Annotated in this window: 24 protein-coding genes and 1 riboswitch; of the genes, 12 read left to right on the forward strand and 12 right to left on the reverse strand. The window is 33.1% G+C overall.

Annotated features, from left to right (window positions below):
• Positions 1-233: 233 nt before the first annotated feature.
• From BC781_RS18345 to BC781_RS18360, 4 genes are all read left to right on the forward strand, one after another.
• Positions 234-1,640, forward strand: a complete 1,407-nt coding sequence (locus BC781_RS18345; RefSeq protein ID WP_211323877.1) for an alanine/glycine:cation symporter family protein — start codon at positions 234-236, stop codon at positions 1,638-1,640.
• A gap of 33 nt (positions 1,641-1,673) precedes the next feature.
• Positions 1,674-1,934 carry a hypothetical protein gene (locus BC781_RS18350; RefSeq protein WP_109620538.1) on the forward strand — a complete coding sequence of 87 codons (261 nt, stop codon included), beginning with the start codon at positions 1,674-1,676 and terminating at the stop codon, positions 1,932-1,934.
• An 87-nt stretch (positions 1,935-2,021) separates the two neighbouring features.
• Positions 2,022-2,861 carry an SDR family NAD(P)-dependent oxidoreductase gene (locus BC781_RS18355; protein ID WP_109620540.1) on the forward strand — a complete coding sequence of 280 codons (840 nt, stop codon included), beginning with the start codon at positions 2,022-2,024 and terminating at the stop codon, positions 2,859-2,861.
• 74 nt (positions 2,862-2,935) lie between these two features.
• Positions 2,936-3,493, forward strand: a complete 558-nt coding sequence (locus BC781_RS18360) for a DNA-3-methyladenine glycosylase I (RefSeq protein WP_211323879.1) — start codon at positions 2,936-2,938, stop codon at positions 3,491-3,493.
• Between the two features lie 63 nt (positions 3,494-3,556).
• Here BC781_RS18360 and BC781_RS18365 read toward each other — a convergent pair whose 3' ends face one another.
• Complete coding sequence (locus tag BC781_RS18365; RefSeq protein ID WP_146201731.1) at positions 3,557-3,820, reverse strand: hypothetical protein; 264 nt, start codon at positions 3,818-3,820, stop codon at positions 3,557-3,559.
• Positions 3,821-3,866: 46 nt separating this feature from the next.
• Positions 3,867-3,959: riboswitch (SAM-I-IV-variant riboswitch) on the reverse strand.
• A 201-nt stretch (positions 3,960-4,160) separates the two neighbouring features.
• Between BC781_RS18365 and BC781_RS18370 the strand changes: the two genes are divergently transcribed.
• The 5 genes from BC781_RS18370 (at position 4,161) to BC781_RS18390 (ending at position 8,602) form a co-directional block, all read left to right on the forward strand.
• Positions 4,161-4,541 carry a BlaI/MecI/CopY family transcriptional regulator gene (locus BC781_RS18370; protein WP_109620544.1) on the forward strand — a complete coding sequence of 127 codons (381 nt, stop codon included), beginning with the start codon at positions 4,161-4,163 and terminating at the stop codon, positions 4,539-4,541.
• Positions 4,538-5,848 carry a M23/M56 family metallopeptidase gene (locus BC781_RS18375; protein WP_109620546.1) on the forward strand — a complete coding sequence of 437 codons (1,311 nt, stop codon included), beginning with the start codon at positions 4,538-4,540 and terminating at the stop codon, positions 5,846-5,848. Before BC781_RS18370 ends, BC781_RS18375 begins: the two co-directional genes overlap by 4 nt.
• Positions 5,849-6,050: 202 nt before the next feature.
• Positions 6,051-6,485 carry a hypothetical protein gene (locus BC781_RS18380; RefSeq protein WP_109620548.1) on the forward strand — a complete coding sequence of 145 codons (435 nt, stop codon included), beginning with the start codon at positions 6,051-6,053 and terminating at the stop codon, positions 6,483-6,485.
• Positions 6,486-6,520: 35 nt separating this feature from the next.
• Positions 6,521-7,105 carry a penicillin-binding protein activator LpoB gene (locus tag BC781_RS18385; RefSeq protein ID WP_109620551.1) on the forward strand — a complete coding sequence of 195 codons (585 nt, stop codon included), beginning with the start codon at positions 6,521-6,523 and terminating at the stop codon, positions 7,103-7,105.
• A 108-nt stretch (positions 7,106-7,213) separates the two neighbouring features.
• Entirely contained in the window at positions 7,214-8,602 is a 1,389-nt protein-coding gene (locus BC781_RS18390) for a COG3014 family protein (protein ID WP_109620553.1), read from the forward strand.
• A 120-nt stretch (positions 8,603-8,722) separates the two neighbouring features.
• Here the strand turns inward: BC781_RS18390 and BC781_RS18395 are convergent, their stop codons facing one another.
• Positions 8,723-10,360 (reverse strand): DUF4139 domain-containing protein, encoded by a 1,638-nt coding sequence (locus BC781_RS18395; protein WP_109620555.1) that lies wholly within the window; start codon positions 10,358-10,360, stop codon positions 8,723-8,725.
• Between the two features lie 187 nt (positions 10,361-10,547).
• On the opposite strand from BC781_RS18395, the gene BC781_RS18400 reads away from it, so the two are divergent.
• Positions 10,548-11,426, forward strand: coding sequence for a sterol desaturase family protein (locus BC781_RS18400; RefSeq protein ID WP_109620557.1), 879 nt, complete (start codon positions 10,548-10,550; stop codon positions 11,424-11,426).
• Here BC781_RS18400 and BC781_RS18405 read toward each other — a convergent pair.
• Positions 11,395-12,351 (reverse strand): lysylphosphatidylglycerol synthase domain-containing protein, encoded by a 957-nt coding sequence (locus BC781_RS18405; protein ID WP_109620559.1) that lies wholly within the window; start codon positions 12,349-12,351, stop codon positions 11,395-11,397. The two genes, BC781_RS18400 and BC781_RS18405, sit on opposite strands and share 32 nt — an antisense overlap.
• 186 nt (positions 12,352-12,537) lie before the next feature.
• Here BC781_RS18405 and BC781_RS18410 point away from each other — a divergent pair, with 186 nt between their 5' ends.
• Complete coding sequence (locus tag BC781_RS18410) at positions 12,538-13,836, forward strand: SPOR domain-containing protein (protein ID WP_158281520.1); 1,299 nt, start codon at positions 12,538-12,540, stop codon at positions 13,834-13,836.
• Here BC781_RS18410 and BC781_RS18415 read toward each other — a convergent pair.
• The 7 genes from BC781_RS18415 to BC781_RS18445 all read right to left on the reverse strand — a co-directional run bounded on the left by BC781_RS18415 (position 13,831) and on the right by BC781_RS18445 (position 21,815).
• Positions 13,831-15,423, reverse strand: coding sequence for a S41 family peptidase (locus BC781_RS18415; protein WP_109620563.1), 1,593 nt, complete (start codon positions 15,421-15,423; stop codon positions 13,831-13,833). The genes BC781_RS18410 and BC781_RS18415 overlap by 6 nt on opposite strands.
• Positions 15,424-15,456: 33 nt before the next feature.
• Entirely contained in the window at positions 15,457-15,750 is a 294-nt protein-coding gene (locus BC781_RS18420; RefSeq protein ID WP_109620566.1) for a HesB/IscA family protein, read from the reverse strand.
• 86 nt (positions 15,751-15,836) lie between these two features.
• Complete coding sequence (ispE, locus tag BC781_RS18425) at positions 15,837-16,646, reverse strand: 4-(cytidine 5'-diphospho)-2-C-methyl-D-erythritol kinase (RefSeq protein WP_109620568.1); 810 nt, start codon at positions 16,644-16,646, stop codon at positions 15,837-15,839.
• A 143-nt stretch (positions 16,647-16,789) separates the two neighbouring features.
• The gene (locus BC781_RS18430; RefSeq protein ID WP_109620570.1) at positions 16,790-18,304 is read right to left on the reverse strand and encodes a sodium-dependent transporter; all 1,515 of its coding nucleotides are present in this window, start codon (positions 18,302-18,304) and stop codon (positions 16,790-16,792) included.
• Positions 18,305-18,420: 116 nt separating this feature from the next.
• Positions 18,421-19,389, reverse strand: a complete 969-nt coding sequence (locus tag BC781_RS18435) for an AAA family ATPase (RefSeq protein WP_394342340.1) — start codon at positions 19,387-19,389, stop codon at positions 18,421-18,423.
• A gap of 217 nt (positions 19,390-19,606) precedes the next feature.
• On the reverse strand, positions 19,607-20,956 hold the full coding sequence (locus tag BC781_RS18440; RefSeq protein ID WP_158281521.1) for a peptidylprolyl isomerase: 1,350 nt from the start codon (positions 20,954-20,956) through the stop codon (positions 19,607-19,609).
• Positions 20,943-21,815: a hypothetical protein gene (locus BC781_RS18445; protein WP_109620574.1), complete on the reverse strand. Its 873-nt coding sequence runs from the start codon at positions 21,813-21,815 to the stop codon at positions 20,943-20,945. The genes BC781_RS18440 and BC781_RS18445 overlap by 14 nt, the downstream gene beginning before the upstream one ends.
• A gap of 349 nt (positions 21,816-22,164) precedes the next feature.
• Between BC781_RS18445 and BC781_RS18450 the strand changes: the two genes are divergently transcribed.
• A complete protein-coding gene (locus BC781_RS18450; RefSeq protein WP_109620824.1) occupies positions 22,165-23,118 on the forward strand; it encodes an alpha/beta hydrolase in 954 nt (317 codons plus the stop codon).
• A 64-nt stretch (positions 23,119-23,182) separates the two neighbouring features.
• Here the strand turns inward: BC781_RS18450 and BC781_RS18455 are convergent, their stop codons facing one another.
• Positions 23,183-24,184 (reverse strand): pseudouridine synthase, encoded by a 1,002-nt coding sequence (locus tag BC781_RS18455; protein ID WP_109620576.1) that lies wholly within the window; start codon positions 24,182-24,184, stop codon positions 23,183-23,185.
• Positions 24,185-24,337: 153 nt separating this feature from the next.
• Positions 24,338-24,697: an Hpt domain-containing protein gene (locus BC781_RS18460; protein ID WP_109620578.1), complete on the reverse strand. Its 360-nt coding sequence runs from the start codon at positions 24,695-24,697 to the stop codon at positions 24,338-24,340.
• Positions 24,698-24,766 lie beyond the last annotated feature (69 nt).

A 24,766-nucleotide genomic window follows, 5' to 3' on the forward strand; every position in this document is an offset into this window, starting at 1 on the left:
TTATTTCATGAAGTTTAAAACTTACTCATGAATTACTTTTACTAGAAGTAATTTTAGCCCATTCCTCTTCCTTTTTTTAAATCACTGTTTTTCCTATTTCAATCAAATATCTATGATTTGATATTTATTGAAATATTATAAAATATTAAAATATTGTTTCAAGACTAAAGAGATTGTAATTTTAAATCTTTTGAGAATTCGCGATGGAATAATATAATATGGATTTAAAGGGAATGATACTATTAGCTACTACACAATCAACATTCATAGAAAAAGCTCTTTCTAGTTTTAGTAATGCCATGTGGGGACCTGCACTTCTGGTACTATTACTGGGTGGAGGTTTTTATTTTTTGATGATTTCAAAATTTCTACCTTTCAGATACTTAAAACATGCTATTGATGTATTAAGAGGGAAATATGATGACCCGAATGAAGAGGGTGAGTTAAACCATTATGAAACACTTTCTGGAGCTATTGCAGCAACAGTTGGCTTAGGAAACATTAGTGGCGTAGCCATCGCAATTATTATGGGTGGTCCAGGTGCGTTGTTTTGGATGTGGATTTCAGCAATTGTAGGTAGTGCGACCAAGTTCTTTACTTGTACGCTTTCCATTATGTACAGGGGAAAGGATGACGAAGGAAATGTACAGGGAGGACCTATGTATGTGATAATGGAAGGACTTGGTAAGAAGTGGAAGCCTCTAGCTGTTATTTTTTCGTTGGCAGGGATGATCGGTACAACTCCAGCATTCCAATCTAATCAGTTGACTCAAATTGTGTATGAGGTAGTTGTTCCTCAGACTTATACAGGTGAAGTGTGGGTACCTAAACTAATTATTTCTTTAGTTATCTTATCTATAGTAGCCCTTGTTATCTTAGGAGGTATTCAAAGAATTGGAAATATAGCGGGTAAGCTTGTACCTGTAATGGTTTTAGTTTATTCAATTAGTGTTATTTATATCATCTTAAGTAATTATGAGCAAATCATTCCTTGTTTTGAATTGATTTTTTCTGATGCCTTTTCTGGTGAAGCAGTTCTTGGAGGAGCTATCGGTCAAGTTATAATTATTGGAGCAAGACGAGCAGCATTTTCAAATGAAGCAGGACTAGGTACGGCTCCAATGATGCATGGTGCAGCCAAAACAAGTGAACCTGTTCGTGAGGGCTTGATAGCAATGCTGGGACCTATCATTGACACAGTAATTGTTTGTACAATGACAGCTCTTGCGATTCTAATAACGGGAGTTTGGAAAGATGGAAGCGGAAACGGTATTGAAGTTACAGCTCTCGCATTTGAATCAGGTATTCCTTACGTAGGAAAGTATATTCTTTTATTTGCTGTTGTGACTTTCTCTATGACTACATTATTTACGATGTCATACTACGGAACAAAATGTACAGGTTTTGTTTTTGGAGCAAAATATCAGAAGTACTACAATTGGTTTTATTGTGCGATTATAATTATTGCAGCATTGATCCCATTGGATGTCTTGATCAACTTGATTGATGGAATGTATGCTGTGATGGCTTGGCCAACCATGATTTCAACTATTCTACTCTCTAAAACTGTTATTGAAGCAGCGAAAGCCTATTTCAAGAAATATGAGAAAGAGGACGAAAAACTCGTTGATATTTCTTAATCTTGCGGCGATACTAAACTGTATAATGATAAGATGGTAAGCAAAGATCAGGAAAACTGCTATGTATTAGAGTTTTGGGAAGATGATATTGAAGAAGGTCTTGAAGATAAAAAAGAGTTCGGGCTCTTATTGAGAGACTTTAGTTTTGAGTATCGACTAATGAAAGAACTTTTGACCAAAGTAGAATACCCGAATTTGGCAGAAGATATTTTAGATAAGTACCAAAAGAAGGATTTTAAGATAGTTTCATCCTACGATATGGGAAATCGAATTTCTTTTACGATTACCATTTAAAATTTTATAGCCTTTCTTCAAATTATGAGGAAAGGCTATTTTTTATGTCTATTTTTTCTTAACCCCAATTATCAACTCATTCTAACCATGAAACTTTCTACTAAAGAAAAAAATAGATTATTAAATAAATATGGAAAATGGGCCGTAGTTACTGGCGCATCATCTGGAATTGGTCTTGAACTAAGTAATCTTTTAGCCAGTGCAGGTTTCAATTTAGTCTTGAATTCTAGGTATTTCGATAAACTTGAAATATTGGCTAATGGCCTAATGAAAAAATATAATACAGAAGTCAAGATTGTGGCTAAAGATGTGTCAGAGGAGTTTAGTATAGATGCTATTTTAGCAGCTTGTGAAGGGCTTGAGGTTGGTTTACTTATTCAATCTGCTGGTTTTGGTACTTCTGGGAAGTTGATTCACTCAGACCTTAAAAAGGAATTAAATATGCTTCAAGTAAACTGTGCTGCAGTCTTAAAGCTTAATTATCACTTCGCCAAAAGATTTGCTGAAGAAAGGAGAGGGGGAATTATATTATTAAGTTCTTTGGTAAGCTTTCAAGGAGTTCCTTTAGCTTCAAATTATGCTGCAAGTAAAGCATATGTTCAATCATTAGCTGAAGGATTATCTTATGAAATGAAAGACCATAATGTGGACGTTTTAGCAGCTGCACCTGGGCCCGTTAAAACACCATTCTCAGAACGAGCAGATATGAAAATGAATATGGCACTTTCCACGAGTATGATTGGAGTTCCTATACTCAAAGCTTTAGGTAGAAAAAGTACTGTACTTCCTGGTTTACTCACAAAACTGCTCATTTACTCTCTTGATTTTTTACCGCGTTGGGCGAGAGTTCGAGTGATGAAGTCTATAATGGGTAAAATGACGGAACATCAGAACATCTTTGAAAACACTTCAGATCATCTACATTAAATCCTTTGCATAATTCTAGTAATTGTCTATTTATTTTATAATTTTATTAGAATAAAATATAATAATACTAGAAGATGGAGCCAAAGCCAAAATCATATTGTCAAGCTGTAGCTTTGATGAAAGAAGATGATGTAAATAGATTTTACCATGATCATGAGTATGGATTTCCTTTAGAATCGGATAATGAGTTGTTTGGTAGATTGATTTTAGAGATAAATCAAGCAGGACTCTCTTGGACAACAATTTTGAATAAAAAAGAGAATTTCTATGAGGCTTATGATCAATATGAGATTGAAGTTGTAGCAAATTACTCAGAAGGAGATAGAGAAAGGCTTCTATCTGATAAGGGAATAATTAGGAATAAACTAAAAGTCAATGCAGCTATTCATAATGCAAATGTGATTTTGGGATTACAAAAAGAACATGGTTCATTTAAAAATTGGCTAGACTTGAATCACCCAAAGACAAAAGAAGAGTGGGTGAAATTATTTAAAAAGACATTCAAGTTTACAGGAGGTGAGATTACTAATGAATTTCTGATGAGTACAGGATATTTAAAAGGAGCTCACGATAAAGATTGTCCTGTATATCATGAAATATTGAAATTAAACCCTAAGTGGGCGTCTGAATAAATGATGATCTAGGAATTAAATAACAGAGTCCTTTAAATTATTCATTAAAAGGACTCTTTTTTATTATCTAACAAGTTGAATATGCCCATCACTCAATTCAATTGGATGATATATAGAGTGGGCAATAATTTGTTTTTCTTCTGGATCTTTAATTAGATCACGACTTATAATTTCACTTTGTAGTGTATGGATATATGCTTGTTTTATTATATTCCATCCTTTATCTGCTACTAAGTAATTGAATCGATCAACTAATTTTTGAGCGCTTTCTGTGGAAAACTTCTCTTTAAATTCTACGGTTTTTCTTTCGATTATATCAAGTGCCATGTTGTTTTGATTTAAAAAGTGAAACAATGAAATGGCCTCAAGTGAAGGGAGTACATTTTTTTGTCTATACTGACCACATCCTTCAACCACCGTGGCTCTTTTGCTCGGTTGGTATCTTTAAAGATTCTTGATGCTATTGCAAATTTGAAGCTTTAGATCTTCTTTATCAAATAAAAGTTAATAAAGTTTAATTGTTAGACTGAAATTTATTGAGATATCCTTTTAAAACGGAGAATAGAATCTTTTGTTTTAGAATCTGAAAAACAATAACAAATATTTTTTTAATCTTTTATGACTATAAAAATAGTTTTATAACTACAAAAGTAATTATATTGCAGTCATGAAAGAATTGACAAAGGCAGAAGAACAAATTATGCAATATGTATGGAAGCTTGAAAAAGCATATCTAAAAGATATTGTAGCCCAATTTCCAGAGCCTAAACCAGCATATACGACTATCTCAACTGTGATTCGTGTGTTGACTAAAAAAGGTTTCTTGGGATTTAATACTTACGGTAAGGTAAATGAATATTATCCTTTGGTGTCGAAAAAGGAATATTTTGGATCACATTTCAAAGGAATAGTCAAGTCATTTTTTAATGGTTCTTTATCGGGTTTTGCTTCTTTTTTTACAGAGAGTGAAGATTTAAGTATTTCTGAACTTGAGGAAATTAAAAGAATGGTTGAAGATAAAATAGATCAAAAGAAAAAAACAAAATGATCGAGTTTTTACACTTTCTATGGAAGTCGAGTGTATTGATGACCATACCATATCTATTTTTTCGTGTACTCTTCCAGAAGGCTACTTTCCATCAGTTAAATAGAGGGATTCTTTATTTGATTCTGATAAGTTCAATTCTTGGACCACTAGTATCTTTTGATATTCCTATTGAAGATAATTTAAAGAAATATACATTATGGATAGAAGATTTTGAGAAAATCGAAAATTCTCAAAATATAGATGTATTAGAAGTGTCACAAGCAATGTCGTTTGAATGGAGTACACTGCTATTTGTCATCTATATATTTGGTGTGATATTGTTTTTAATAAGGTTTATAATTCAATTTAGACAGTTGATTTCGATCAGAAGTTCAGCTTTAAAGACAGAAATTAAAGGAAATACCTTTTATTTAACAAATCACCCTTCTGCCCCTTTCTCTTTCTTTCATTGGATTTTTTTACCGTCCAATTATAAGTCAATAGATGGTATTAAGTCTATTATTACACATGAACAAGCTCATGTCCGACAGCTCCACTCTTTTGATAGCATCTTACTAGAATGTTATACCATTTTGTTTTGGTGTAACCCTTTTGCTTTTGTCCTTAAAAATTCTTTCAACATTCTTCATGAATATTTAGCAGATCAAAAGGTGCTTTCAAGAAATGAGTCGGAGGTTAATTATTTAAAATTAATGCTTTCACAGGTAGAGAATAAACATTTATTACTCAGTAAAAACTTTGGAAGCAAACTTAAAAAGCGAGTACAAATGATTCAGAATAATAAAAGCTCAAGACTAAAACAATTTAGCTATCTACTTTTTATTCCTTTACTAGGTATACTTATTCAAGCTATTTCTATAGAGAATTCAAGCTTTGATAATGAACCAAGTATCGTCCCATTAAAAATGGAAAAGGTAGAAGTATCTTCTCATTTTGGTATGCGTTTTCATCCTATTTCAAAGAAAAAACTAATGCACAAGGGTATTGATTTTAGGGCGAAAATTGGAACTCCAGTTGTAGCTACAGCAAATGGGAGAGTTATATTAAAAGAGTTTAAAGGGAAAGGTATTGGACATGGTCGTCAGATTATTATCGGTCACGATCAAACTTATAAGACTTCATATAGTCAGCTTTCAGGCTTTAATGTAGAGGTAGGAGATTACGTTTCTAAAGGAGATGTGATTGGCTTTGTAGGTTCTTCAGGAAATTCAACTGGTCCACATTTGCATTATGAGGTGATAAAAGCAGGAGAACAAGTTGATCCTGTAGATTACTTTGTATTAAATAATGAGTCAAAAGAGAAATAATTTATAACTCTGAAATACCTTTTCGTAGTATTCAGATTTTGAGTGAATTAAACCACATAATTCGATTAGAGAAGCTAAAAGCATTCGTGCTTTTAGCTTTTTTTAATGTCCAAATTAGATTTTATTAATAAATCAATTCCCACTCTTTAGCCTTCCCTTACGTCTTTTAAAGTGATTAGATGATAGACCTAAATATCCCTACATGATCAAAAATATAAAACTACAAACCATTATTCTTTTAACCATTTTCGGTTTAAGTAGCCTGTTTATTAATGAGTCATTTGCTCAAAGTAAGTCACAACTAAAAAAAGAGAGTATTCTCAGTAAAAAGAAGTGGACTGTAACTGACGTGAGCAGAAAGAAGTTGGGTAAAGCCAAAAAAATGGATGATTTCCCGATTGAGATAGGGAATGAATTAAATTTTTCCATCGACAAGAAAATGGGATGGAAAAATAACAATCATGATTACCTCGCTGGAAAATGGGTGCTAGATCGTAAACATCTTTACATTATCCATGATGAACGATCATTGAATAATAGATTAGTCTCTGTAAAATATAAAGTTGTGAAACTGAAAGACAACAAAATTGTCTTGAAGAGACTGACAAAACCAAAAGGAAAGATAAAACTGATTTAAATTTTTAATTCGAATACTTTTAAACTAACAAACAAATGAAAAACCTATTGTGGACGAGCCTTTTAGTTTTCATCATCGCATTTACAACGGGCTGTTCTAGAAAAATTACGAGAGTTGCCCCAGATCAACAAATTGATATTAGTGGCAGATGGAATGATATTGATTCCAAGCAAGTTGCTGAAGAGATGAGTGCTGATGTACTAAGCAAGCCATGGTATAGACGATTTGAAGAAACTCATAATCGTCCTCCTGTAGTTATTGTCGGAAGTGTCGTTAATAAAAGCCATGAACACATTTCTTCTGATAACTTCATTAAAGATATCGAAAGAGAATTGATTAATTCTGGACAAGTGAGAATCGTTCAAAATGCTTTATTCAGAGAGAAATTGAGAGAAGAAAAGAAGCAACAACAAACGAATTCTAGTCCTGAAACAAGAGCCAAATTAGCTTCAGAACTAGGAGCAGATTACATGTTGGTTGGAATAATCAATTCAACTGTAGATGCTTATAAAAAAGAGAAGGTAGTTAATTATAAAGTCAATCTTGAAATGAATGATCTTGAATCAACTGAGATTGTATGGATTGGTGACAAAGAAATTAAAAAGTATATAAAGAACTAACACCCAATTATTCTTGGGGGAAGATAAAAATCTGTTATCAGATCTTTCAACCAGTTATACCCCTAAGGCTTTGCTTTAGGGGTTTTTATTTTGCAGACAAACAAGCTTATGAAATTCTATACCGCCTTCATTGCTGTACTAATATTTGCTTTTACATCTTGTAGTTTACCTAGTTTCTATCAAAAAAATTATGAGTTAAATAAGGCTATTGAAACACAAAATTATAGTGCAGCCGATGAGTTTATGAAAGCTCATGAGAAAAAAGATGCCAATGGTAGAAATAGGTTTTTGTATTATGTAAATGCTGGAACTGTTGCTTCTCTAGCAGGGAAATATGAGGAAAGTAATACCTATTTTGAGAAAGCATATATTTTTATTGAGGATGAAAGAAAGCAATTTTTAGAGCAAGGAGCAGCCCTTTTACTAAACCCTAACCTTTCGACCTATTTTGGGGAAGATCATGAAGTTTTAATGATTCATTATTACAAGGCTCTTAATTATGTACATCTAGGAGATTATGAAAAGGCATTAGTAGAGTGTAGAAGGTTGGATTTGAGATTGCAAGCATTAAGTGACAAATACAAATCAGATAAAAAGTATAAAAAAGATGCTTTCATTCATACTTTGATGGGCTTAATCTATGATGCGAATAATGATTATAATAATGCCTTTATTGCTTACCGAAATGCTTATCTGATTTATGAAAATGAATATAAAGAGCTTTTTAAGCTATCAGCGCCTCTTCAATTAAAGAAAGATTTAGTACGTACCGCTGACCTCGGTGGACTTTGGACGGAAAGAGATGAGTATATACAAGAGTTCGGGATAGAATATGAAAGACCTTCTGCTGATGAGGCTAATGCAATAGTCATATGGAATAATGGATTGGGGCCTGTCAAACAGGAATGGGGACTTAATTTTGCGATTGTTCATAATGGAAATGGTTGGGTCTCTTTTGTAAATAAACAACATGGGATGTCATTTCCTTTTTATATCGGGAACAATGACTTGAGAGCTGTGACTTGGGTGAAGGCTGTATTTCCTAGATATGTTGTAAGACCAAATCAATTTACGAGTGCTGAAGTGATTGCTGATTCAGAAGAATACCCATTGGAGCTAGCCCAAAATATTAATGCAATTTCAAACAAGGTTTTAAGTGAACGAATGGCTTTAGAAATGGGGAAATCACTTTTCAGAACTGCTATGAAACAAGCAGCAGCCTATAAAGTTGGACAGAAAAGAGAGGGCCTAGGAACGCTTATGAGTATTGTAGGGAATGCAAGTGAAAGTGCAGATACAAGAAACTGGCAAACCTTACCTGCGTCAATTTCATATACAAGAGTACCAGTTTCGGATTCAGATTCTTCTTTTATTGTACGTATGAAAAATGCAGAAGGAAGAAATGAGAATAAAAAAATTGATATAAAACTGAACAAAGGTCAAACTAAAATTGTTTCTATAAATACCTTACAAACAAGGAATAATAAATTGCAATAAACCACACTTGTTATTATATATAAAGTCGGAAGAACCCCAACCTTTCGACTTTTTCCTTAACAAAAAAGCCAAAGTAAACATAAATTTACTTTGGCTTTATTGATAAAAGGAATTTCAAATCTATAAATTGATTTTCTCTTTCTTAGGATACTTGATCGTATATGAAAGTGTTAACTCCTTAGTTTCATTAGGTGCTAACTCTATGTTCCATATGACAGAACCATTACCAAAAAGTTCTCCTTCAGATAGCTCTTTTACTTCAATCTCAATGTTTTTATCAGATGATAAAGGAATCTGATCAATCACTTTAGAATTAATAGGGAATGACTTCGTGTTCTTCATCGAAATTTTATAGGTAAATGTCTGTTTGATGTATGAACCTACTGACTGTTTAGCTGTGTAAACATTTACTTTTTCTCGTTGTACTTTTATAGAAGGATCAACTCCAAATGAAACCTCCAATGTATCTAAAAACTGAGCAGTATTAATGTCAGTCTGTCCCATAAATGAGTTTTCGACATAAACATTTGCCTTCCCATTCATCAATTCAGAAACATTTTCATCTGTGATAAGAGCGACTAAATACACTTTATCGCTCAACTTCGGAATGCATTGATATTCGTACTCAGCATCAAATTCTTTTTGGAAAAACTGGATAGTATTTGAGCTTTTTTGAGACTTAAAAGATTGTTTTGCTCCAACGGCATATTCTTTTGCTGTCTGCTGATTATTGATAAGAGTTTTACTTGCTAATTTGAAGTCAGGTTCTTCATCAAGCGCTGGTTCGTACACTACTACCTCATCTAAAGATTCTGAATCTTCCATAAAGAAATCTATTTCAATCTCTTCTTCTAGTACTTCTTCATCGGGCACAGCTACGACTTTTGGTAGGGTACTTACGAAGTTCAAATATTGAGGGTAGAGTTGAGGCATTCCAGCATAAGTTTCTGTATCGGCACTAGAAAGTGTTAGATCAATATTTTTCCAATCTATACTTGTCCATTGATAAACTTCAGCTTTATAAGTGAATGCGAGTGGTTTTTGAGTGTCAGTAAAACGAATATCATAAGTTGGTACCCAAGCAGAATTCTCTACTAAATAGCTAAGCTCAATTTTACTATTCTTCCCGATTTTTCCTTCAACTTCAACACTTACTTCATAAGAAGGTGTGTAAGTTTGCTTGTATAAATCATTGTACTGATCAATTAATCGAGTAAGTTCAGATTGAAGTTTATCTCTGTTTTTTTCTCTAGTAAGTAGGTCAAGTTTGGTCTTGCTGATCTCGTTAAAGTAAATCTTACTAAGAGACTGATAATCGGCAGGGCTAATTGTAGCATCAGTACCTTTTATATTTTTATTCGTTTTTAAGAACTCCAATTGATCTTTTAGGATACTGATATGTGTTTTTTCTAGCGCAATTTTATCTCTAGCTTCTTCCAATTTTACAGTTAAGGCTTCAGCTTCTTTCGTTTTTTCAACCTCATTTAAATGGTCAAATTTGCTTTGAACTTTTAAAACCATGAATGAGCCATCTTCTTTCACTCGGATACTCTTTTCTTTTAAGTTTGGAGAAAGTCCTTTAAAAATTAATGTTGTCTTTTCATTTTTAAGGCTAAATGAACCTTTTCTCAATACTTGTGCTCCATTGAAATATACTGTAGAAGATGAAATTGGAGCATCTACGATCAATTCATTTTGAGAAAAACCATAGAAAGGCAATAAACAAAGAATACTTGAGAGGTAAAAAATATATTTCATAGTATCGGTGGTTTTATTCTTTTAAAGTTTGATGTTCTAACTTGATCCTAGTTTTTGTAAATTTAAAACCCTATTTCAAAAATGATGCTAAATACTTTTTTACTTAAATTTTATCGGGTATTGAATGTTAAATTGATAACATTTTCCCTCCAATGAGATTAGAGAAGAAAGATAAATTTAATGATACATGTACGACTATTGGCAAACTTTTCTGAATGGTTATATTGGTTATTTTAACTATTTATGGACCTCGATCACAGAACCTTCTTTTTACAATTATTTTTATGCTTTAATAGTAATTTCACTTTTAGTATTCTCATTAGAAATCTTAAAACCTTGGAGAGAAAATCAACCTAAGTTTCGAAAAGATTTTTGGTTAGATTTCTTCTATATGATTTTTAATTTTTTCCTTTTCTCTCTGCTGATTTATAATGCAAGTTCTGATGTAGTTGTAAAGGCTTTCAATGACTCTTTAGCTAATATTGGTATCTCTAATTTGGTATTTATAAGTTTAGAGAATTTACCTTATTGGTTAATTTTATTGATCGGGTTTGCTCTAAGGGATTTTATCCAATGGAACGTACACCGTTTATTACATCGGGTATCATGGCTTTGGGAGTTTCATAAATTACATCATTCGGTTAAGGAAATGGGTTTTGCTGCTCATTTAAGGTATCATTGGATGGAAACTGTTGTTTATAGAACAATCGAGTATATTCCATTAGCACTTATTGGAATTGGTCTTTATGATTTTTTCTACATTCATATTTTCACCATAATGATTGGTCATCTAAACCATGCTAATATCAATATTAATTATGGTCCGCTGAGGTATATTTTTAATTCTCCTCAAATGCATATTTGGCACCACGCTCAGTCGTTGCCAGGCAATTATAAGACAGGAGTGAATTTTGGGATTACTCTAAGTATTTGGGACTATCTATTCAAGACGGATTACATTCCTTATCCAGGACAAAATATTGAACTTGGTTTTGATGGAGATGAGAAGTATCCGAAGACTTTTCTGAAGCAAATTACTTCTGGGTTTTCAAAGAGTCGGAAGTAGTTGATTTATGTATCTGAAACTCTTCTATCAGGTATATAAAGATGCCTAGAAGGGCAGGTGTGAATATATTGATAATCCAGATGATGAATGTAGCTTGGAAGATGATATTTGCTTCTACTCCATAGTTACTAAAGAAAATATGAGCACTTGCTTCTCTTACACCTAAATCACCAATAGCATTTAGCGCAGGTACAAAACTCTTTGAAACAAACACAAGAGCGATTCCAATCATCAGTGTTGAAATTGAGTTTTGAACATCTAAAAAATAGAAGATGAAAAGATATTGAATACTAAATATTGTATATCTCAGAAATGCTAATAAAATATTTCTACCAATTGTTTTTGACGAATATTGAATAAGAAAATCAGTGAATTTAAACTTCCGTTTTTTCTTGATAACTAAAAATGAAACAAGTATAAGTATAGTTATTAGAATGATAGAGATGAAATAAGTATACTTTGTCCATGAATTGAAATATAGAAAAGCAGCGCAAAGCCCAACACACAAAGTTGGTATACTCATCAAGGTATTGTTTACTATCGTTGGTCCAGTTGTTTTAAGTTTTTGACTATTCTTACTAAGGTATTTTCCTTTTCCTATTATATCCCCGATAATTCGCCCTGAAAAAAAAGATAAAGCAACAGATTGAAGTGTACCCTTAAAAACTTCTTTAAAAGAAATGTTCAAATGTAATTGTGCAAGTAAGTACCAACGAAGTGATTCAATTAACCAATTAATAGGAACTAGTAAGACTGATATAGCCAAAAAGGTAAGATTTGTATGTTTTGGAAGGCTGAAAAGTTCTTCAGAGTTTAGCTTATCCTTAAATACATAAATCATGAATATACAGCTCAAAACAAAGCTGATTTGACTGAATATTTTGAAAAAAGGAATTTTATTGGTCTTATAATGACCCTCGGACATAAAAAATCGCTTAAGCAATATGGAATTTGGCTACTATTTTTTACAAATAAATTATAACTTATATACAATCAGATATTGTATTTTTTATCTTTAAAGATCAAAACACAATTATAGGGATATATGCTTAAAAATATAATTTTTTTCTTTTCAGCTATTTTTTTTATTTCAGCATGTAGCTCAGTTGAAATGTTTAATGAGGAAAAGCCATATACTTTATTGCTAGGAAGGTATCGTTATGTGGAAGAAATAAAATCATTGCAACGATCTTTAGAGCAAGAAGATATCAATACTTTTGTCTACACAGAACATAATGAAACTTCTGGACAATGGTTTCTTCTTTTTACAGGAGCATTTTCTTCAAAAGATAAATTAATTAACCTCAAGCAGGATTTAGAAGAGAAGTACGGCTTTAAAGGTATTAAACTTGAAGACTACAGTGGTGTTTCTAAATTTCAGAAAGTAGATTTAAATAAAGCTCAGAAAAAATATCTATCAAAAGTAAAAAATAAAAATTCAGAAACGTCATTTAATCATATACCTTTAATTAATGGGTACCGAATTCAAAATGTTAGTTATATCAATTTTAGAGATGATTTTGATGTCTTAAAAACTACAAGTGTAAAAGTGATCCGTCCGAGGTATTGGTTTGGAATTCCCTTTAAGTCAATCTCGACATATTTGAATTCATTTACGGAAGTAACCTACGAGCATTGTTTGACACACGAAATGTTTAAAATAACGATTTTGGGTAAAAAACACGATGATTCCCGACTCACTAAGTTCTTAAGGGAAAGTGTTTGGGAAGGAAGAGAGCGCAATGTGACGCAAGTATTTCTTGAAAAAGATGAATCTGTTTGGGATTTTCAAAGTTTGAACTCTTATCAAAAATTAGAATTATCAAGAATGTGGGAAAGAGAGAATTATACATTCTTTGTTTCTGAAATACATTCACCTAGTCAGCTAACTAAAAAATGGAACCAAGTTTCATCTTCATCATCTACTTACACTAACTCACCTTTGTTCAATAATTTAAATTTAATGTCTTCTTTTTCTAGTCAAGATATTTTTATGACAGATATTTCTTTTGTGAAAAAATATAGAAAAAAAGAGAGTGAAGTATTAAATGGCGTTTATCAGATTAAATATGGTTTCTTTGATAAAGAAAAAGGTGCTTGGGAAGCGAAGTATTACTTTTTGAATGATATTGAATCTGCAAAAAAATCGTATAATCTTCTTTATTCTGATAGTGAAGTCAACAGCGTCTATGAAAATTTGGAAACATCATTTGGTAAAGCTCAACTGAGGTATATCAAGGTTTTGACTCCTCACACCAATATTTATCAATTGAAGGCAAATGAGCTTCAGTTTGTCATAAACAATATAGTAGGGGAGGTGAGTAATAAGAAAAAAGCCCTTCTATCTAAAGAAGAGCTTTTAATGATTTATCATTTATATTTTAACCCTTTAAAAGAAAAGGTCTTATAATTCTTGATTTGTGATCAGCTCTTGAAGCTTTGGCCAGTTATTCATAGCTTCATTGATGTAATTGTCTGTTTCAGATTTTACTTTATAGTAACCTTGCGTATTCCACTGTACATCACCAATAGTACTTTTGATCGTATTTTTGTAAAGTGCCTTTTGGTTTTGAGCAATCTTTACAGAATGTGACAGACTTTTATCTTTTATATAGCTAATAAAGTTATCGTAAATGCGATTCGAAATTGTAAAAGTGTTACTGAATTCTTGAAGATTCATCTCATCAAAATCAGCCTTGTGATTAGAGATATATTTGATCGCGAAATCTCTGAAAAGATCTTTCTGAAGCAGTTCAAAATATAGTGCTGAATAGTCAATCTTTTCTTTAATCTCAATGTCAGGAACAATTCCTCCTCCTCCTAAAACTGTTCTACCAGATTCAGTATGGTAAACCTGAAGACTATCTGATTTTACTTCACCTAGAGCTTGTTCATAGTTGCCTCCTTCGTAAGGTTTCTGAATTGAACGTCCACTTGGTGTATAATATCTAGAAATGGTTAACCTTAATAGTGCGCCATCTTCTAGTTCTAGCTGTCTTTGGACTAATCCTTTTCCAAATGATCTTTTTCCAACTATCAAGGCTCTATCATAATCTTGAAGTGCACCAGCTACAATCTCAGAAGCCGAAGCTGAGTATTGATTGATCAAGACGATCAGCTTTCCTTCTTTAAATGCTCCATTTGAGGTGGAGTAATCTTTGCTGTCAAAGTCTTTGTATTTTCCTTTTGTTTTGACGATTAATTTTCCTTCATCCAAAAATTCATCTACTATTTTGACTGCATGACTCAAATACCCGCCACCATTATCTCTTAAATCTAGAACGAGCTGCGTCATTCCTTCTTCTTTGAGTTGATCTAGGCTTGATTTAAATTCTTGATAAGTAGAGCTACCGAATTTATTGATACGAATGTAACCACTTTTCGAATCAAGCATAAAAGCAGCATCTACGGCAGGGGTCGGAACGTGTCCTCTAGTGATTGCATAATTAATCAGAGAATCGACGCCATACCTTTTTACTTTAAGATTAACGATGGTTCCTTTCTTACCTCTTAACTTTTTAACCAATTCATTTGAAGCTTTTCCTGTTCCTGCAATGAGAGAAGTATCGGCATAAATAAGTTGGTCTCCAGCCTTGATTCCTGCTTGAGATGAAGGTCCATCTTTCAGTACATTTACAACTTTGATGGTGTCTTTCAATAAGCGGAATTCTACTCCGATTCCTTCAAAACCTTCATCAAGGTGAGAATTAACAATCTCAGAATTTTTAGGTGCAATGTAAGATGTATGTGGATCTAGTTCTTCTAAAATACGATTGATTGCTAGTTCTGATAAGTGATCTGCATTTACTGAATCAACATAAAACTGATCAATGTATTGAAGTATGTGATCTAGCTTTTCTGAATGTTGTGAAAAACTATTAGGTCTAGAATCCCTATATATGAATTTCCCAAGCCACATTCCTGCACAAATACAAAGTGCAACTATGATTGGGAGATAAATATTCTTCAATTTATTTTGATCATCTCTAGTTTCCATATACAAGTTTTAGGGCAATTCTAAGTGTACCAATTATTTTTTATTGAAGATAAAGCCGCGTTCATCAACTCTTTCTTCAAAATCAATTTCAAGATCCAAGAGGTACATTAAATGTTTTTTATCAACCAATACCTTAATCGAATTGATTTCATAGATTTCATCATCATCTTTTTTTGTATCAAATCCGATAAAGAATCCTGCGCCACCACAGCCACTGCCTCTCATTCCAACTCTGAATTGGTAGTCTTCAGGTATGCTTTTGTTTTGCATAATATCTTGAATCTCCTTTGAAGCTTTGTCTGTAATTGATAGTGGTAATAATTTCATTATAATTTCCTTTTTTAGTTTAAACCCTCTAATCTTCTACCTTGTTTATGATTAATAAACTTTACCTATCTAAAAAGAAAATAAAATTACTGCAATTTTCCTTTCCAAGTAATGTAATCTTTAGGGAAGTCTACTTCAGTTTCTTCTTTGAAGATTCCATAATAGGTAGAACCTGAGCCTGTCATAGAAACGTATTCAGCTCCAGCTTGTCTTAATTGATTAGAAATTGTTTCGAAAACTGGATATTTTTTAACAAGTCCATCTTCGAAATCATTTTTAATCTTTCCTTGCCATTCCTCTATTGGGGAATTCTCAAGAATCTCTTTAGTCTGATGTAATGACACTTTTGGAATGACGCCACTGTAGGCTTCTTTTGTAGAAATATGAATATTTGGATAAACTAAAACGATAAATTTACCGCTTAAATTTAACTTGATATCTTCAAATATTTCACCTCTGCCTAAAACCCATTTTGGTTTATTTTTAATAAAGAATGGGCAATCACTACCCAATTCGGCAGCATAAGTTTCTAATTGCTGATCTGAAATACCGAGTTCGAAAATTTGATTAATCAGTTTCAGACAAAAAGAGGCATCGGCCGAACCTCCACCAAGACCTGCTCCAATTGGTATTCTTTTATCTAAATGGATTTTTACAGGAGATATATCGTAATCTGCTGCAATCAAATCATATGCTTTTTCGCAAAGATTTTTCCCTCCGTCAGTAGGAATGTGTATCCCAGATGAAGTAAACTGAAATTCATTACTTTTAATGATTTCAAGGTTTTCTTCCCATTCAACAGGGTAAAAACACGATTCTATATTATGAAATCCGTCTTCTCTCTTAGATACGATATTTAAGCCAATATTGATTTTGGCATTTGGAAAAACGATCATTTGTTAGTGTTTAATCAGATTGTTTTTTGCGTTCGTTTTTAATCGCTTTTGAAAGGAAGTATAGGAAACTTCCTACTACTGACCCAAAGATCAGTATCATGCTAATAATTGATGATGTAGACATACAAAAGTAGTTTAAAAATTTAATTTATGACCTTTTCAGCTTCTTTCTTGTGTACAAATTTCTTGTAGAGTAGATTGTTTAGAATTATGCCCAAGCCAAAAACAATAACCCATTGTGTTAGAATCGTGGCATTACTGTATACATCAAAAACATTCCAGTTACCTTCTTCATCAAACCATGGATATTTACTGTAGCCTTGTGACATCCACCACCAAAGTAGGGTGAAACCTAGAGGTATGATAAGGTAAATTGTGAATCTGAAGAATGTGCTGTTTAATTTTACTTCTGAGTCAACATCTATAAATTCTTTTTTGAAAAGGGAAATTCCATAACGATGAACAGCAAAAGCAATAGCCATTCCTGAAATAATGAGTCCTAATCCCCAAACCCAATCTTGGTTGGCAAAGAAGTCTAATGAATAAGCGGAAGGTAGCCCCATTACCATACAAATTCCAATCACAATCACAGTAGCCTTTTTTCGATCAAAGCCTAAATCATCTAACATTTTGATAAACATTTCGATCATTGTGAGTAAAGAACTGAAGGCTGCAAAGAAAAATGCTAAAAAGAAGAAGACCGAAAGAAAATCTCCACCGGGGAATTGATTAAACAGTTTTGGGATAATGGTAAAGGTTAGTGCAAAATTTCCACTTTGTAAAAATGCAAGAGCCTCCTGATCACTTGAGGCAAGTGCAAAAACAGAAGGGATAATAGCCATGCCAGCAATCAATGATGCCGTATTATTTCCAAACCCACTGATGAAAATATTTAAACTGACATCTTCATTTTTTCTTGAATAAGACGAAATTGTAAGCATCAATCCCCATCCTGCACCAGTTGACCATGCAGACTGAGTGACTGCTTCAATCCAAACCGTAGGGTTTTTAAACAAAGAAGTATCGATTTGATACATGTATTCAAGACCATGAATTCCATTTCCAATGTTGACTGCAATTAAGCCGATCAATATTAGCATTCCGAATAGGGTAGGGATAAGTATTTTATTTGCTTTTTCTAAGCCTTCTTGAACTCCTCTGTAAAGAACTACACCTGCTACAATCAATGCGATTATATGTAAAATTACAGTACTGATATTTTCACTAGAGATGTCACTCCAGAAATGTTGTAAAAACTGAGGGTCACTTTGTAATGATTCATTTATTGAAATCGTTCCTACTAGATTTTGTGTGGCAAGAAATAAATAACGAAGTCCCCAAGCAGTGACCACAGAATAGTAAAATGTGATCCCTAGCGTACAAACGGCAATAAAAAAGCCTAACCAAGTATATTTTTTTCCAGCAGCTTGTGCATAAGAACTAACAACACCGCCTTTAAATTTTTTACCAATCGAAAATTCGGAAAGTAGAATTGGGATAGACCAGATGAGAAGAAAAAATATCCATAAAACAATAAATGTACCTCCATACTGACCTGCTAGTCTTGGGAATCTCCATAAGTTTCCTGCTCCGACAGCCATTCCCAAAGATGCTAATATCAGTCCCCAACGACTGCTGAATTCTTGTGTTTTGTTCATAGTTAGTGGTTAAAAGAATGCTATTGATTGGTTTTAGTTTAGTTATTTCAATAGCTATAAAAATAAAAGAAAGGCAGGATTTCTCCTGCCTAAATATGAGATGAATGTAAAACGAATTACATCAATTCTTTAATCAATTGTTCTATGCTTAAACCTTCTGCTTCAGCCTTAAAGTTTCTTACAATTCTATGTCTAAGAATAGGAGTGGCAACACTTTGTACGTCTTCAATGTCTGGGCTATATCTGCCATTTAAAAGTGCGTGGCATTTCGCTCCTAAAACTAAGAATTGTGATGCTCTTGGCCCTGCTCCCCATTCCAAATATTTATTTGTAGTTTCTGGAGAGTGAGGTGTATTTGGTCTTGTTTTATTGACCAATTTTACGGCATATTCAATGACGTTATCTGCAACAGGTACTTTCTTAACTAACTGCTGGAAATAAATAATTTCCTCTTTGCTAATTACTTTGTTACAGGTAGGTCTAAAGTTTTCTGTAGTCTTTTTAACAATCTCGACCTCCTCGTCATAAGAAGGGTAGTCCAATTGAATATTGAACATGAAGCGGTCTAATTGAGCTTCAGGTAGAGGGTAAGTACCTTCTTGTTCAATAGGGTTTTGAGTGGCTAGAACGAAAAATGGACGATCTAATTCATAATGTTTTCCTGCGATTGTCACCGCATATTCTTGCATTGCTTCCAAAAGAGCTGCTTGAGTCTTAGGAGGAGTACGGTTGATCTCATCTGCTAAAATGATATTAGAGAAAATAGGACCTTTTACAAAATGAAATCTTCTTTCATTGTCCATAGTCTCTGAACCTAGAATATCAGAAGGCATTAAGTCTGGTGTAAATTGAATTCTATTAAAGTCTAAATCCAGAACATTAGAAATCGTTTGTATTAAAAGCGTCTTTGCAAGACCTGGAACACCGACCAAAAGACAGTGTCCTTGACAGAAAATTGAAGTGATTACAAGATGAACAACTTCGTCTTGGCCAACAATAACTTGACTTATTTCTTCTTTTAATTTCTTATAAGCGATATGTAGAGCATCTGCTGCTTCTTTATCTGACTGAAAGTTAATTGACATTGAAAGCTTAATTAAGGGATTGAACTCAATTCAGGATACACGACTTTTTTAGCCTGTAATTCTATAAAAATATAGTTAATAATCTAAGTCTCAAAAATGATTGTGCTTTGTTTCCTCTATTCTTGAGTAAAAGATTATCCTTCACATTGTTTTTGTACAAAAAAAGCGTTTCCTATTCTAAAATAAGAAACGCCTTTTAATTTGAAAAGAAACTTGTTTATAAGTCTTTTAACAAATCACATTCTAAATATTCAGGGTCGATGTCAATAAATACATCATTTCTAGCTGACTTTAACCATTCTTGGAAAATTTCACCTTTTCGGTTATTCAAAGTCGCTGAATGAAGCTTTTGGTAATCGTCTTTTAAGTTAGCCGAGTGAGGCTTTTTATAATCTTTGTAGTAGATCATTCTCACGGCTTGACTTCCATCTTCCAAACGGTAACGAGCAGGAGTAGAATAACTATCAATGCTCATTGTATCAATTGTAAAGAAAATCACAGGGTCTAGTTGATCTGTTGCCACCCAAGCACTACCTGTTGTTTGATCAGAGAATAGTCCACCGTTACCACGAGTAGCTTGATCGTCAGAGAAGTCTTTAGCTGCTTGTTCAAATGTGATACTATCAGCAACCAATAAATTTCTTACGCTATCCATTTCAGCTTCAGCTCTTTTGATGTCATCGTTATTTGGTTGTGGCCTTACCAAGATATGACGAGAATGGAATCTGTTACCTCTTCTTTCTAATAATTGAATTAAGTGAAATCCAAATTCAGATTTGATGGGATCTGCAATTTCACCAGGCTCAATAGTTAGTGCAACTTCTTCAAATTCAGGGACTAGCTCACCTCTACCATGCCATCCTAAGTCTCCACCTTGACGAGCCGAACCATAATCTTCAGAATAAAGCTTTGCTAAATCTTCAAACTTTTCTCCTTTTTCTATTCTTTCTTTTATGGCATCAAGCTTTTGTCTTGCTTTTTCATTTTCAACATCACTCACTGTCGGCTCAATGATAATTTGTCCAACAATGGCTTCTCCAGCCAAAAATGGAATACTATCTCTAGGAATTGTATTATAATATTCTTCCACTTGTTTAGGAGTGATTCGTACTCCATTAATAATCTGACCTTGCATGGTCTGAACAAGTGTTTGCTCTCTTACTTCTTCTCTAAGTTCTTCTTCAAGTTCAGTTACAGTTGTTCCAAGTACTTCTTCTAGCTTTTCTTCAGAACCGTATTGCATGACCATATAGCGCATTCTTTGCTCCATTTGGCCATCAATTTGACCTGCATCAACTTCAACTGAGTCAATTTCAGCTTTAGCAAGCATTACTTTATTAATAACGAGTTGCTCAAGAATCTGACATTTTGAGTCTGATTCAGAACCTCTAACTTGTCCATTCATCAACATTTGCTGATAAGAATTCTCCACTTCTGAAAGTAGGATAATATGATTATCAACTCTCGCAACAATCTTATCTACGACTACCGCATCCGATTGAGCAAAGGAGCTAAAAGGTAAAGCACCCATTAACAGTCCAAAAAATAGGCATTTAATTAATCTCATATATTTCATAGTCTTTATTCGCTTCAGCTTTTTCAAATGTGTTTTTCAACAAGTTTTTACGAAGATCTGTTTTTCGTTTGTATAAAAGCACTTCTTTGATCTTATTTTCAACAAAAGACATAGGAGAGTCTTCATCTTGAATTTTGTATTCATCTATTAAGAAGAAATACGTGAAATCTTCGTCTTCAGCCTCCCAAAGCTTTTTTCGTTTCAATGCTGTCGTAAGTTTACCTACTTCATTATTGAAAGGAGTATTGAAAATTATTTCATCTAGTTCTACCCAAGTGTTTCGATCTAAATGAACCTGGTCTCCGTAAGTGAAAGCCAAAGATCGTAATTTTTCAACATCTTCTTCTTTATCTGATAAAAGAAATGGTTTAACTCGTTTGATCCCAGGAGTACCTTTAGGGAACTTCAAGAAAATACCTCTGACGATATTAGTTCGAAGTAAAAAATTATCCTTGTTTGTTTCGTAAAAATCTTGAATCTGCTCTTGAGAAATAACGGTATCCATGTTTTGAGAAACATATTGTTTTTCAAAAGCATAAATCATTAATTGATCTCTGTAATCTTCTACTTTCAAATCAATTTTTTCAAAGTCGATGGTTTCTGAGTTCTTTGCTTGCTCAACGACCAACTGATTTTGAACCCATTTTTCAATATATTTTTTACGAAGTGAGTTACTGTCTGAAGCAACCGTGCCTTCCAAAATTTTGTCTAATTCAGATTGATAAAGGTAATGATCACCAACTCTTGCAACGGTGATTTCATCCTCATTTTCAGTGTCAAAAATAGAACTAACTTGTTCACAAGCCCCGAACAAGAAAGCTGGTATTAAAAAGATAAATGCCTTTTTCATATATGAGATTATGGCTAATTAGAATACAAATCTAAAGAAGCCTTTACAAACTGATACCGCAAAGAAGATTTTTTGACGCCTTTTTGATTTTTTTAACAATGATTTCAGTCTTTCTTCAAAATCGTTTAACACTATTTTCTTAGTTGAATTGAACTCTTGTAGTGCTTTAAGTATAAAATAAGAATATTTAAATTTTACTTGTTTAGAAAAGAACAAGCTGCTTAAGCTTTAATGTTATTAACTCGGAACTTTCAGATCAGCTTGGGAAATATTTTTGAAAATGTGTTAGATTTCAAGCATGATTTATTAAATGTAATGAATCAGTTTTTTTATGAAAATAAATATGAAAATGAGAAAGCTATTAGTAGCAGGATTGATGTTTGGAAGCCTACTTTCTTCTTGTTCACCAGAAAAGAAAGCGGAACAAGCTGAAGAACAAATTCTTAATGTTGCAGGAGGAAGAATCGAAAGATTAGAAAACTTCGATTCTAAGTATATTACACCAAGAAATGTAGATGTTTGGCTACCAGATAATTATTCTGATAGTAAGAAATATGCAGTTCTTTATATGCATGATGGTCAGATGCTTTTTGATTCTACAACGACTTGGAATAAACAAGAATGGAAAGTTGATGAAGTGGTAAGTGATTTGCTTAAAAAAGGGACAATTAAAGATTGTATTGTCGTAGGAGTATGGAATATTCAAGCTGAGAGACATTCGGATTATTTTCCTCAAAAGCCTTTTGAAGCATTAGGACAAACGGTTAAAGATTCCTTGATCAGTAAAGCGAAAAGAAGTGAAAATACTCACCTGTTCTCTACTACAGTGAATTCTGATAATTATTTGAAGTTCTTAGTGAAAGAATTAAAGCCTTATATCGATTCTCATTATTCTGTTAAAACAGATATGGAGAATACAGTAGTAGCAGGCTCTAGTATGGGCGGATTAATATCAATGTATGCAATCTGCGAATACCCGCAAGTATTTAGTGGAGCCGCTTGTATTTCTACGCATTGGCCAGGAATTATGCCATCGGCTGATAATCCTGTTCCTGCAAAATTTATGGAGTATCTAGATGCGAATTTACCAGACCCTACTAATCACAAGATTTATTTTGATTATGGTACAGCAACTTTAGATCAATATTATGAGCCTTACCAGTTAGAAGCTGATAAAATTATGGAGAAACATGGTTTTAACAGTAGTAATTGGGAGACTAGAAAATTTGAAGGAGAAAACCATTCTGAGAATGCTTGGAATAAAAGGTTACACATTCCTGTAACTTTCTTATTGAATAAATAAGAAAGCTCTAAGCACATTTATAAAGCAAAAAAGTCATCCTAATCTACTTAGGATGACTTTTTCATTATATTTTTCTTTTGAAGAATTTCAAGTTTACGATCTCTTGTTCATTTAAGAATCTCCAATTACCGCGTGGTAAATCTTTCTTTGTTAATCCTGCAAAAGCTGTACGGTCTAGCTTTTCCACTACATACCCAAAGTGTTCAAAAATTCTACGAACAATACGATTTCTACCAGAGTGAAGTTCTATACCGATTTCCTTCTTGTCTGGAGTTAAGATAGAGAAACCATCAATATCAACAGCACCATCTTCTAATACAAACTGTCTATGAATGATCTTTTCATGATCTTCATCTTTAAGTGGTTTGTTTAGCGTAACATAATATACTTTCTGAGTATTTCCAGAAGGATGAGCTAATTGTTTTGCTAGTTCACCATCATTAGTGAAAAGAAGAAGTCCAGTTGTGTTTCTATCTAATCTTCCAACAGGGTAAATACGAGATTCACCTGCATTTTTCACCAAAGACATTACTGTCTTACGCTCTTTAGGATCTTTAGTAGTCGTGATAAATCCTTTTGGTTTGTTGAGAAGGACATAAGTCAGTTTTTCCTTCTTCAAAACTTTATTCTGATGTTTTACAGTGTCATTTGGTTTTACTTTATAACCAAGTTCGGTAACTACTTTACCGTTCACTGTAATTTCTCCATTCTGAATTAAAACATCAGCTTCACGTCTTGAACATACACCTGAATTGGAAATGTATTTGTTCAATCTGATTTCTGCAGATGTTTCTTTATTCTGCTCCTGATTTTTCTTTTTCTGAATTTCTCTGATTTTTTTGAAATCGTAATCAGGAGAATTTTGCTTCTTCTCATCAGCAGGAGAATGTGGTCGCATCAAGTTTTTGTCATCAACGTGCTTTTGTCTAGAAGCTTTTCGATCGTTGATGCGTCTTTCACGAGATTTTTCTTGTTTCTGTCTTCTTAATGCTTCCTTTTTATTTTTAGGAGTATTTGTCGGGATAAGACTATTATTTTTTCCCGCAACTATTCTTTTTTTTCTCATAATTAAATGATTTAGGGGTACTTCACAGCAGCCCAAACCCAAAATATCGGACACAATCCGTTCCTAGTATAGTTATAAGAAACTAATTATGTAACGAAATAGCCCGCAAATGTATGCCATTTTTATTGAAAAAAGAAGCAATAGATAAAGTTGTTAAATCAAATTATTGATCTCGGCAGCGACAACTTCTTTAATCTCTGAAGATGAGTTGACTAGGTTGTCAATCATGGGGGAGAAGTCTTTTGTTAATATGCCTCCATTTTTTAAGGCCTCAAGTTGTAGAAGCATAGAATTAAAATCGGAAACATTGATGTAGGCAATGCTTGACTTTAACTTATGTGCATAGTGAGAAACTTGTTTGATGTCGCCAGTATCGTATGCTTCTTTAATATTTAAGGACAATTCTCCTAGACTTTTATGAATCAGTTCTAGAAGTTTTAATGATAGATTTTTATCATTAGAGGTTACCTCATATAAAGGTGAAAAATCGACGTCTATCGTGTTGATTTTCATGGGGTAAAAAGTGGTAGTGTTGGTTTTGTTACAATATATTGAGTCCAGTGACCCTAGTTTGTTTTAAAT

The sequence above is a fragment of the Sediminitomix flava genome (assembly GCF_003149185.1).
Taxonomy (GTDB): Bacteria; Bacteroidota; Bacteroidia; order Cytophagales; family Flammeovirgaceae; genus Sediminitomix; species Sediminitomix flava.

Coding starts and splice junctions, on each gene's coding strand:
- BC781_RS18365 (WP_146201731.1), bottom strand. CDS start 3,820: ATGGCACTTGATATAATCGAAAGAAAAACCGTAGAATTTAAAGAGAAG.
- BC781_RS18415 (WP_109620563.1), bottom strand. CDS start 15,423: ATGGAAACTAGAGATGATCAAAATAAATTGAAGAATATTTATCTCCCA.
- BC781_RS18400 (WP_109620557.1), top strand. CDS start 10,548: ATGTACGACTATTGGCAAACTTTTCTGAATGGTTATATTGGTTATTTT.
- BC781_RS18355 (WP_109620540.1), top strand. CDS start 2,022: ATGAAACTTTCTACTAAAGAAAAAAATAGATTATTAAATAAATATGGA.
- BC781_RS18395 (WP_109620555.1), bottom strand. CDS start 10,360: ATGAAATATATTTTTTACCTCTCAAGTATTCTTTGTTTATTGCCTTTC.
- BC781_RS18405 (WP_109620559.1), bottom strand. CDS start 12,351: ATGTCCGAGGGTCATTATAAGACCAATAAAATTCCTTTTTTCAAAATA.
- BC781_RS18420 (WP_109620566.1), bottom strand. CDS start 15,750: ATGAAATTATTACCACTATCAATTACAGACAAAGCTTCAAAGGAGATT.
- BC781_RS18345 (WP_211323877.1), top strand. CDS start 234: ATGATACTATTAGCTACTACACAATCAACATTCATAGAAAAAGCTCTT.
- BC781_RS18410 (WP_158281520.1), top strand. CDS start 12,538: ATGTTTAATGAGGAAAAGCCATATACTTTATTGCTAGGAAGGTATCGT.
- ispE (WP_109620568.1), bottom strand. CDS start 16,646: ATGATCGTTTTTCCAAATGCCAAAATCAATATTGGCTTAAATATCGTA.
- BC781_RS18460 (WP_109620578.1), bottom strand. CDS start 24,697: ATGAAAATCAACACGATAGACGTCGATTTTTCACCTTTATATGAGGTA.
- BC781_RS18375 (WP_109620546.1), top strand. CDS start 4,538: ATGATCGAGTTTTTACACTTTCTATGGAAGTCGAGTGTATTGATGACC.
- BC781_RS18380 (WP_109620548.1), top strand. CDS start 6,051: ATGATCAAAAATATAAAACTACAAACCATTATTCTTTTAACCATTTTC.
- BC781_RS18455 (WP_109620576.1), bottom strand. CDS start 24,184: ATGAGAAAAAAAAGAATAGTTGCGGGAAAAAATAATAGTCTTATCCCG.
- BC781_RS18435 (WP_394342340.1), bottom strand. CDS start 19,389: ATGTCAATTAACTTTCAGTCAGATAAAGAAGCAGCAGATGCTCTACAT.
- BC781_RS18360 (WP_211323879.1), top strand. CDS start 2,936: ATGGAGCCAAAGCCAAAATCATATTGTCAAGCTGTAGCTTTGATGAAA.
- BC781_RS18390 (WP_109620553.1), top strand. CDS start 7,214: ATGAAATTCTATACCGCCTTCATTGCTGTACTAATATTTGCTTTTACA.
- BC781_RS18445 (WP_109620574.1), bottom strand. CDS start 21,815: ATGAAAAAGGCATTTATCTTTTTAATACCAGCTTTCTTGTTCGGGGCT.
- BC781_RS18430 (WP_109620570.1), bottom strand. CDS start 18,304: ATGAACAAAACACAAGAATTCAGCAGTCGTTGGGGACTGATATTAGCA.
- BC781_RS18350 (WP_109620538.1), top strand. CDS start 1,674: ATGGTAAGCAAAGATCAGGAAAACTGCTATGTATTAGAGTTTTGGGAA.
- BC781_RS18385 (WP_109620551.1), top strand. CDS start 6,521: ATGAAAAACCTATTGTGGACGAGCCTTTTAGTTTTCATCATCGCATTT.
- BC781_RS18370 (WP_109620544.1), top strand. CDS start 4,161: ATGAAAGAATTGACAAAGGCAGAAGAACAAATTATGCAATATGTATGG.
- BC781_RS18440 (WP_158281521.1), bottom strand. CDS start 20,956: ATGAGATTAATTAAATGCCTATTTTTTGGACTGTTAATGGGTGCTTTA.
- BC781_RS18450 (WP_109620824.1), top strand. CDS start 22,165: ATGAGAAAGCTATTAGTAGCAGGATTGATGTTTGGAAGCCTACTTTCT.